General features: G+C 46.0%; 11 protein-coding genes and 3 tRNA genes. 12 read left to right on the top strand and 2 right to left on the bottom strand.

Going from position 1 to position 9,181, the window contains the following annotated elements:
* Positions 1 to 102: 102 nt before the first annotated feature.
* The 11 genes from SB752_RS17605 to SB752_RS17555 all read left to right on the top strand — a co-directional run bounded on the left by SB752_RS17605 (position 103) and on the right by SB752_RS17555 (position 7,169).
* Positions 103 to 178: transfer RNA gene (locus SB752_RS17605), tRNA-Phe, on the top strand.
* Positions 179 to 183: 5 nt separating this feature from the next.
* Positions 184 to 259: transfer RNA gene (locus SB752_RS17600), tRNA-Lys, on the top strand.
* 41 nt (positions 260 to 300) lie between these two features.
* Positions 301 to 376: transfer RNA gene (locus SB752_RS17595), tRNA-Gly, on the top strand.
* Between the two features lie 148 nt (positions 377 to 524).
* On the top strand, positions 525 to 2,168 hold the full coding sequence (locus SB752_RS17590; protein WP_410716901.1) for a tetratricopeptide repeat protein: 1,644 nt from the start codon (positions 525 to 527) through the stop codon (positions 2,166 to 2,168).
* Between the two features lie 65 nt (positions 2,169 to 2,233).
* Positions 2,234 to 3,193 carry a thioredoxin-disulfide reductase gene (gene trxB, locus SB752_RS17585; protein WP_410716900.1) on the top strand — a complete coding sequence of 320 codons (960 nt, stop codon included), beginning with the start codon at positions 2,234 to 2,236 and terminating at the stop codon, positions 3,191 to 3,193.
* 236 nt (positions 3,194 to 3,429) lie between these two features.
* Entirely contained in the window at positions 3,430 to 4,311 is an 882-nt protein-coding gene (gene rapZ, locus SB752_RS17580) for an RNase adapter RapZ (RefSeq protein ID WP_410716899.1), read from the top strand.
* Between the two features lie 84 nt (positions 4,312 to 4,395).
* A complete protein-coding gene (locus SB752_RS17575; RefSeq protein ID WP_410716898.1) occupies positions 4,396 to 5,406 on the top strand; it encodes a gluconeogenesis factor YvcK family protein in 1,011 nt (336 codons plus the stop codon).
* 6 nt (positions 5,407 to 5,412) lie between these two features.
* On the top strand, positions 5,413 to 6,360 hold the full coding sequence (whiA, locus tag SB752_RS17570; RefSeq protein WP_103109632.1) for a DNA-binding protein WhiA: 948 nt from the start codon (positions 5,413 to 5,415) through the stop codon (positions 6,358 to 6,360).
* 50 nt (positions 6,361 to 6,410) lie between these two features.
* The gene (locus SB752_RS17565) at positions 6,411 to 6,668 is read left to right on the top strand and encodes an HPr family phosphocarrier protein (RefSeq protein ID WP_213026053.1); all 258 of its coding nucleotides are present in this window, start codon (positions 6,411 to 6,413) and stop codon (positions 6,666 to 6,668) included.
* Between the two features lie 122 nt (positions 6,669 to 6,790).
* Positions 6,791 to 6,967, top strand: a complete 177-nt coding sequence (locus SB752_RS17560; RefSeq protein ID WP_410716897.1) for a hypothetical protein — start codon at positions 6,791 to 6,793, stop codon at positions 6,965 to 6,967.
* 22 nt (positions 6,968 to 6,989) lie between these two features.
* Positions 6,990 to 7,169, top strand: coding sequence for an H-type small acid-soluble spore protein (locus SB752_RS17555; protein WP_410716896.1), 180 nt, complete (start codon positions 6,990 to 6,992; stop codon positions 7,167 to 7,169).
* A 55-nt stretch (positions 7,170 to 7,224) separates the two neighbouring features.
* On the opposite strand, the gene clpP is transcribed toward SB752_RS17555, so the two are convergent.
* Positions 7,225 to 7,827: an ATP-dependent Clp endopeptidase proteolytic subunit ClpP gene (gene clpP, locus SB752_RS17550; protein WP_007720441.1), complete on the bottom strand. Its 603-nt coding sequence runs from the start codon at positions 7,825 to 7,827 to the stop codon at positions 7,225 to 7,227.
* A 132-nt stretch (positions 7,828 to 7,959) separates the two neighbouring features.
* On the bottom strand, positions 7,960 to 8,172 hold the full coding sequence (locus SB752_RS17545) for a hypothetical protein (protein ID WP_410716895.1): 213 nt from the start codon (positions 8,170 to 8,172) through the stop codon (positions 7,960 to 7,962).
* Between the two features lie 227 nt (positions 8,173 to 8,399).
* On the opposite strand from SB752_RS17545, the gene SB752_RS17540 reads away from it, so the two are divergent.
* On the top strand, positions 8,400 to 8,861 hold the full coding sequence (locus tag SB752_RS17540) for a copper amine oxidase N-terminal domain-containing protein (protein ID WP_410716894.1): 462 nt from the start codon (positions 8,400 to 8,402) through the stop codon (positions 8,859 to 8,861).
* The last annotated feature ends 320 nt before the right edge of the window (positions 8,862 to 9,181 follow it).

Genomic DNA, 9,181 nt, shown 5'->3' with positions numbered 1-9,181 from the left:
GCTGTGGTGAAGTTGGAGTTCACGCCGGTCTGTCACACCGGAGGTCGCGGGTTCGAGTCCCGTCAGCTCCGCCATTTAATTGGTGGGGAAAAGTATGTCTTTGGCTCGGTAGCTCAGTCGGTAGAGCAGAGGACTGAAAATCCTCGTGTCGGCGGTTCGATTCCGTCCCGAGCCACCATGTACGAGCCATTAGCTCAGTTGGTAGAGCATCTGACTTTTAATCAGAGGGTCGAAGGTTCGAGTCCTTCATGGCTCACCAGTTTTTACAAGCAAGTTAAAAGAAAAAATATGATAAGATATGCGGACGTAGCTCAATTGGTAGAGCGTCGCCTTGCCAAGGCGAAGGTCGAGGGTTCGAGACCCTTCGTCCGCTCCATTATTAGTTCGCAAACACCACTTGCTATGTGCCAGTGGTGTTTTCCTGCTTTTTGCCACAAAACACTTTAATAGACGGGTCAGCTTGTAGGGTAGCAGTGCTTCTGGTACGATACTTGGAGTGCTGCTCCTACGATGTTGGAGGTTTTATGAAACATAACAAAAGTATTTTGAAAAAAACGACTGTCGTTGACTTTAAGCAAGATGCCGATTTTTTTGTAGACCGTGGAATGCGGTTTTTAAATCGATACGACTATGAAAAAGCATTGCGATCTTTTCGCAGAGCGATTGAGCTTGCACCTGCAAGTGCCGAGTGCCATTGTCATTTAGCGAGTGCGCTCGCCGAAGCAGGACAGTTTGAAGCATCGAATGATGTTCTCTATGAGGTTATCGAAAAATGGGATACGTCCATGACGGAAGTCTACTTCTATATGGCCAATAATTATGCGAATCTGGAAGACTTCCAAATGGCAGAAGAGCTGGCTATTCGCTATTTACAGGAAGATAGTACGGGTCCGTACCGTGAAGAGGCAGAGGAGCTCCTTGATTACATTTATTTCGAGCTGGACATGCCCCCGCGTCATTTTCTTCCGAGTGACAAAGAAGACGTCTACAGCAAGCACGAGCGTGCAAGACGCAGCCTGGAAGAAGGGCGGTTCCTGGAGGCACTAGACATTTTGAAAGAAATTGTTGAGGCTGATCCGGACTTCTTGCCGGCTTGGAACAATCTGTCCCTTGCCTACTATTATGTTGGTGATTTTCAAAAAGCGATGGACACCATTGAGCAGACGCTGGACATGGAAAACGGAAACCTGCATGCCCTGTGCAATTTGGCCGTTCTGCTGTCGCATCATAATGAAGCAGGAGAGCTGCTTACGCTGATGGACATGCTCAAAAAAGTGGTTCCATTTCATCCGGAAAACACCTACAAGCTTGCGACGACGATGGGCGTGCTCGGACAGCACGACGAGGCGTACTTCCATTATCAGCGTTTGCTGCGCTCAGGACAGCCACAGGAGGCGTGCACATACCACTATGCCGCCATCTCTGCTTATTTGAGTGGACGTAAGGATCAGGCTCTCCGTTGGTGGCAAAAAGCCAAGCAAATGGACCCGGAAGCCGGGATCGCTGATCAGTACATTCAAATGGTAAAAAACGAACAAGAAGGGGAGACTATAAAACCGATCCCCTATCAATACAATCCGCCACAAAAAGATGTTTCTTGGGAACAAGCTTCGTTCAACGGTGTTCAAGACTTTAAAAGCGATCCGATGATTCGGGCATCCCTGCTTTGGGCCTTGCAGCATGGGCGTGACGAAGTGAAATTTGCGGTTCTGCAAACGTTGTCGCTCATTGGTGATGACGAAGCAGAAACAGCAGTCCGCCAGTTTTATTACCAGACCGACAATCAGCAGCTGCAAAAGCTGGCACTGCTGGCACTTTCGGACATGGGAGCAGCCATGCCTGCCGAAGCTCCTGACCACACCGAGTACCCAATCGCCGAAGTACATCTCGAGGACAGTGTAGAAGAAGCGATTCGCCACTTTTTGCTGGAGGACGGACAAAAAGAAGCCGGAGAATGGTGCCTGCGCTTCTGGAACCAATATCATGAGCATGCTCAAAATCATGTACAAGTGCGGAAAGCAGTAGCGTGGGTCGCTGCATTAGAATATGTATACGGAACTGTAAAGCAAGAAAAAAAATCGCAAGCGTATCTGGCAAAAAAATACGGAATCTCTGTCACTACTGTGGCAAAGTGCGTCAAAGTATTGTCGACACTTGATTTTAAATAGATTATTACATTATAATTAGTTTAAACAAGGATAGAGAAACCGTGTTAGAGGAGGAGGCAATAGATATGAGCGATCAAAAAATTTACGATGTGATTATCGCCGGAGCAGGTCCTGCAGGGATGACGGCTGCTGTATACACGTCTCGTGCGAATATGAGCACACTGATGCTCGAAAGAGGAATTCCTGGTGGTCAAATGGCCAATACGGAAGAGATTGAAAACTATCCGGGCTTCGGTTCTATTCTTGGACCGGATTTGTCTACAAAAATGTTTGAGCACGCACAGCAATTCGGTGCTGAGTACGCATATGGCGAAATCAAAGAAATTCGTGATGAGGAGCCATACAAGCGCGTCATTACAGGAGATAAAGAGTACCTGACCAAATCAGTCATCGTAGCTACAGGTGCAGAACACCGTCTATTAGGTGCCCCAGGTGAAAAAGAACTATCTGGCCGCGGTGTTTCTTACTGCGCAGTATGTGACGGAGCCTTTTTCCGCAACAAAGAGCTGGTTGTTGTAGGTGGTGGTGACTCTGCGGTAGAGGAAGCTGTATTCTTGACTCGCTTCGCTTCCAAAGTAACAATCGTTCACCGTCGTGATCAGTTCCGCGCACAAAAGATCTTGCAAAAACGCGCTTTTGAAAACGAAAAGATCGAAGTGATCTGGGATTCTGCAGTGAAAGAAATTCGTGGTGAAGGCAAAGTACAATCCGTCTTGCTCGAAAACACGAAAACTGGTGAGCAAAGCGATCTTTCTACTGACGGCGTATTCATCTACGTAGGTATGGACCCGTTGACTGAGAGCGTACGCCCACTGGGGATTACGAACGATGCAGGGTACGTTTTGACGGATGAAAAAATGTACACCAAAGTAAAAGGTGTATTCGCAGCTGGTGACGTGCGTGAGAAATTGCTGCGTCAGGTTGTGACAGCAACAGGAGACGGTTCGATTGCAGCCCAATCCGCACAGCACTTCGTAGAAGCGCTGGATGAACAGCTAAAAGAACAAAATGTCACAATCTCTTAATTTGCTTGTAACATGGTTGAAACATTTCAAGGGTAAGATAAAGACAATGAATTGACCCCCTTATCTATATAAACTTTGTTGCGTGGCTGGGATCTCAGTCGCGCATCTTTTTTTGTCCAAAATTGCTTGTACACAGTAGGTGCAGGTGTAGGTAAACAGTGGGGACGTTCGCAAAAGGATGCGAATAGGGCAGTCAATATGGTATGCTATTGACAGAATCATAGGAGGCGAGTTGCGTGACGGAATTGGGAAACGACAAGGCCATTAATCTCCTGATTATTACCGGAATGTCAGGTGCGGGAAAAACAGTTGCTGTGCAGAGCTTGGAGGACTTGGGTTATTTTTGTGTAGATAACTTGCCGCCAGTGTTAATTCCTAAATTTGCAGAACTGGTACAACAGTCTGGTGGGAGTATTGAGCGGGTCGCATTGGTTATAGATTTGCGGGGGCGAGAGTTTTTTGAAAGTCTGTCCGTAACAATCGAAAGCCTGAACCAGATGAATGGACTTTCCTTTCACATCTTGTATCTGGATGCGAGTGATCAAACTCTGGTTTCCCGATACAAAGAAACGCGTCGTCGCCATCCGCTTTCACCTAATGGTTCACCACTTGAAGGGATTCATGCAGAGCGCCGCTTGTTGCAGGAAATGAAGGGATGGGCGCACCAGATTATTGATACAAGTCAAATGAAGCCGATACAGCTACGTGAAAAAATCATCAGCCAATACGGACAACATGGATCTCCACTTACGATTAATGTATTGTCGTTTGGCTTCAAGTACGGTACACCGATTGATGCTGATCTGATGTTTGATGTCCGATTCTTACCAAATCCGCATTATGTAGAGGAGCTGCGCCCAAGAACTGGGTGTGACCCGGAAGTGGCGGAATACGTAATGGAACATAAGGAAACCAAAGAGTTTATAGAAAAGCTGACTGACTTTTTAGCGTATACCTTGCCTCACTATCAGCGTGAGGGAAAAAGCCAGCTGGTGATTGGAATTGGCTGCACAGGAGGTAAGCACCGTTCAGTAGCAATCGCAGAACATCTGGGACAAACCTTTGGAAAAGATTTTTCGATACGTGTCAGTCACAGAGACATGGAAAAGAACAAGTAAGCATAGGATGGCAGGAAGAAAACGTACGTTATCGTATCAGATCGGGCCACCTATTACGTGTATCAGGGGATAACGAGGTGACATATGCCGACTAAGGGAATGGGGAGGCTGCAGCCAAGGCAATTACGTATTGTCGTAATTGGGGGAGGAACGGGTCTGTCTGTCCTGCTCCGTGGACTCAAGCACGAGCCGGTGCATATAACCGCCATTGTGACGGTCGCAGATGACGGGGGAAGCTCCGGTCGTTTGCGTGAAGAGATGGATATGCTCCCGCCAGGCGACATACGAAATGTGTTGACTGCTTTGGCCGATACGGAGCCGTTGATGGAAAAAGTGATGCAATATCGTTTTTCCACAGGCACGGGATTAGCCGGGCATAATTTGGGAAATCTACTACTTGCAGCAATGAATGAAATTACAGGAGATTTTGTCACCGCAGTCAAAACGTTGAGTGGGGTATTAGCTGTCCGAGGGGATGTGCTGCCTGCTTCTACTCAATCGATTCGTTTGAAAGCGGAAATGACAGATGGATCTCTCGTTGTGGGAGAGTCCCAAATACCGCTCACAGGTAAGGAAATCAAGCGTGTATTCCTCGATCCTGAGGATGCAGTACCACTGAGCGAAGCGTTGCTGGCGATTGCTGAAGCAGACGCGATATTGATAGGACCAGGCAGCTTGTACACAAGCATCCTACCTAATCTGTTAGTGCGTGGCTTGTTTGCTGCAATCAAACGCTCATCAGCGCCGAAGATCTACATTTGTAACGTCATGACACAGCCAGGAGAAACAGATGGCTTTACCGCTTCCCGGCATGTGAATGTGATGTATGAACATGTGAATGAACCATTCTTAGATACGATCATTGTCAATTCAGCAGAGCTGCCGAATCATGTACTGGAGAAGTATGCAGAGAAGGGAGCAGCTCCTGTCCCATGTGATTTGAAGCAATTGCGTCAACTGGGCTTGCACATTGTCGCAAAGCCGCTGGTCACATTTGAGGACGGTTACCTAAGGCACGATGCGCATGCAGTAAGCAAACAGGTTGTTTCACTGGTCAAGCGCAGGCGGAAGGTGCTGAAGTTGGAGAAGGAGTGAAAGACGATGTCATTCGCCGCGCATACCAAAAAAGAATTGACCATGCAGGAGGGCGGAGATTGCTGTAGCATGGCGGAACTGTCGGCATTGATCCGCATGAATGGCAGTCTGCAGTTTGGAGCCGGACGACTGGTGTTGGATGTAACAACGGAAAACGCGGCGATTGCCAGACGTATTTACACATTGATCAAGAAAATGTTCCAAATCCACGCAGAACTGCTCGTTCGTAAAAAAATGCGGCTCAAGAAAAACAACGTTTATATTGTACGGATACCAAATAAAGCAAACGAAATTTTGCAGGAGCTAGGCATCATGGATAACAGCCTGTCCTTTATTCCAGGTATCGCGCCTGAGATCGTGAAAAAGTCTTGCTGCAGAGCTGCTTATTTGCGTGGTGCTTTTTTGGCTGGAGGTTCCGTTAATCATCCGGAGGCTTCCAGCTATCATTTGGAAATATTCACTTCCTATCAAGATTTTTGCGAAGCATTGACCAAGATCGCTAATCGGTATAAACTAAATGCCAAGTGCATCGAGCGGAAAAAAGGGTATGTTCTCTATATTAAAGAAGGCGAGAAAATCACAGAGTTTTTGAGCCTGATTGGGGCGCACCAGGCACTCCTGTATTTTGAGGATGTACGAATCGTCAAAGATATGCGTAACTCCGTAAACCGTTTACATAATTGCGAAATCGCTAATATTAATAAAACGGTAAACGCTGCCACCAGGCAAATGGAAAATATCCAGCTGATCGACAACGAGGTAGGATTGGAGAATTTACCGAAACGTCTGCGTGAAGTAGCCGAATTACGACTAGCTCATCCCGATATCAATTTGAAAGAATTGGGGGAAATGGTGCCGAGTGGGGTAGTTAGCAAATCTGGGATTAACCACCGCTTGCGAAAAATAAACGAAATCGCTGACAAATTACGAGAAAAACAAAATATTTCGATCTAGATGCATGATATACTAATGGATAATAGTCTATGGCGTAAGGAGGTCCTTTCATGGTTCAACAGCAGGTTGTGGTGGCATTAAAAACCGGTTTGCAAGCGCGTCCGGCGGCATTTTTCGTACAAGAGGCCAACCGTTTTGCATCGGAAGTATTCGTTGAAAAAGAAAACAAAAAGGTAAATGCGAAGAGCATTATGGGTATCATGAGCCTCGCGATCAGTTCGGGAACGGAAATTACCATTTTAGCAGAAGGGCCAGATGCCTCTCAGGCAGTTACAAGCCTCGTAAATCTGGTTAGCAAGGAAGACTAGAAAAAGTTATTCACAGGACACTTTCTCTTAGGGGAGGTGTCTTTTTTGTGGTTTCACACATTTTTTACCTGTCGTCAGGGCATTGCTAATGATTGTAATGCACAAAAAAGGAGGGGAAAACAATGAGCAATCGTGATGCCAAGCATGAAGGTCGTGATGCTTATGATATGGACATCGACCGCATGATCAATGAAGGCTTGGGCGGGGGCATCGTCTCTGACCAGAACGGTCTGATTGAAGAGACAAGCGTGGATACGATGACAGGAGCTACAGCTGCCAAGCAAGCTTTGGACGACTAAACGATAGCAGGAGGGACAGCTAGTGGATGTAGCTAGAGTACAGGAGATTGTCCGTTCAAAAGAAAAGATTCAGGTGACATACCAAGGAAAGTCAGTATGGATAGATGACGTCGATGAAAGCACGGCGACTGCACGTGTTCATACAGAAAGAAATCCTGCTCAGAGTGAATTCGTCGCCATCAGTCAGTTGGAAGAAGCATAAAAAGAAACACCCGGCTACAATCAGTCGGGTGTTTCCTCTTTTTTCATCAGCCTGGTTACTTCTTCGAAGAAGGCTCAGAAGTGATGACTTTGTCAATCAGTCCGTACTCTACGGCTTCAGCTGCAGAGAGGAAGTTGTCGCGGTCGGTATCCTTTTGAATGCGCTCCAATGGCTGCCCAGTGCGTTCTGCCAGGATCGTATTCAAGTGATCACGCATCTTCAAAATACGTTTTGCAGCGATTTCAATGTCGCTTGCTTGACCTTGAGCGCCACCGAGTGGTTGGTGGATCATCACTTCGCTGTTAGGCAATGCAAAGCGCTTGCCTTTTGCCCCAGCAGCGAGCAAGAAAGCACCCATGGAGGCAGCCATTCCGATACAAATCGTGGAGACATCTGGCTTAATAAAGTGCATTGTATCGTAAATCGCCATACCGGCAGTAATTGAACCACCTGGGCTATTAATGTACAGATGAATGTCTTTCTCCGGATCTTCCGCCTGAAGGAACAACAACTGTGCCACAACAATGTTGGCTACGGTGTCGTTGATTGGGGTTCCCAGAAAGATGATGCGGTCCTTGAGCAGACGCGAGTAGATATCATAAGCACGTTCACCGCGGTTGGTCTGTTCAATGACGGTTGGAATCAAGTTCATGTGCATCTAGTCTTCCTCCTCTCTTTGTAAGATTAATCATACACAAAAGGTCAATGAAGGTCAAACACTTAAGTGCATGTCCTCCCTACCATGTTTGCCAAATTGTCTCTCCATAAACCTATTTGCAAAAGAAACGATTTATTCCTCAACCCAGTCACTTAATTCAACGGCTAGACGCAGGGAGGCTTTCAGCTTTTTTCCGTAAATAATCGTATATTCGTCAATCTCTTTTGCTTGTAATTGATTAATGGCTTCCGCAAGGGCTTGCTCATCCTTGTACGGCTGTATGGTCAAAAGACACTCTTCGTCACTCGCTTCCTGGTAAATCAAATAAAACGCTTGATCTGCCATCTCCATACCTTCCCTCATATAGTTATCCACAGTCTTATCCACAGGTTGTGCACAAAAACGTTTGTTCGCGGGATATTTTTAGGTTAGTTACTCTTTTTACATAGTTTGGCATGATTGGCGCATCTCTTACATAGGAAAAGAATGGGATGAAGAAAGAAGGATATAGTTGATTGGTGTCGAAAATTACAAAATTGGTATTCATTTCATTTTAATGAGGGGTGTTTTTTATGCTTCGCAAGGTTTCTGCAATGGTGTTGACTACTGCTCTTTTGACAGGGAGTGTAGCGGCAACAGCTGCATTTGCACAAGCAGCGCCGGTGCAACAGCAACAAGTTAAGGTTCAACTGAATGGCAAGGAGTTCCCTTTCCCACAAGAGATTGTGGTGGATGAAGGAGTAGCTTATGTCAATGCTAGCACGTTGGCAATTGCTTTGGGTGGATCCGCCGCTTGGGATACAATGACGAAATCGTTGCTCGTGTCCAAGGGTGCAGAATACAGACTACGCATGTATGAAAATACTACTTTTGCCTATAAGAACGGCAAAGAAACACAAGTACCGAATGCACCACGCCCAATTACTGGTGCCGTACTCGTACCACTCGTATTCATCGCAAAAGAGCTGGGAGCTAAAGTGAGCTACGACGCAAAAACGCTCACCTACAGCCTAACCATTCCAATCAATTCGTAAGAGATTTGATTGGTTCATTGAGGGAAAACCACAGTGATGCACGAGGCATATACGTTACGTGCAAAGCGTATTCCCAAAAACACAAAAAGCAGATAAAATTTTCCAAAAAGCAGTTGCCATATTTTATACGGTGGCTGCTTTTTCATACTGATCGTACAGAGTCGTCTCTACTGATCCAGTATCAATAAGAGTTTTCAAATCAATTATATGGTCGGAAATAATATTGATAGCGAATCCTGTTATTTCTATTGCAAATTTTCAAAAATATTTTAAAATAAGATAGTGAATCATAGTTTGCTCGTAAATAAAGAGGGGGATTA

Origin of the sequence: Brevibacillus sp. SIMBA_040, assembly GCF_046535075.1 — a bacterium.
Taxonomy (GTDB): domain Bacteria; phylum Bacillota; class Bacilli; order Brevibacillales; family Brevibacillaceae; genus Brevibacillus.
Note: the sequence above shows the minus strand (reverse complement) of the source record. Positions and strands in the feature narration are given on the sequence as shown.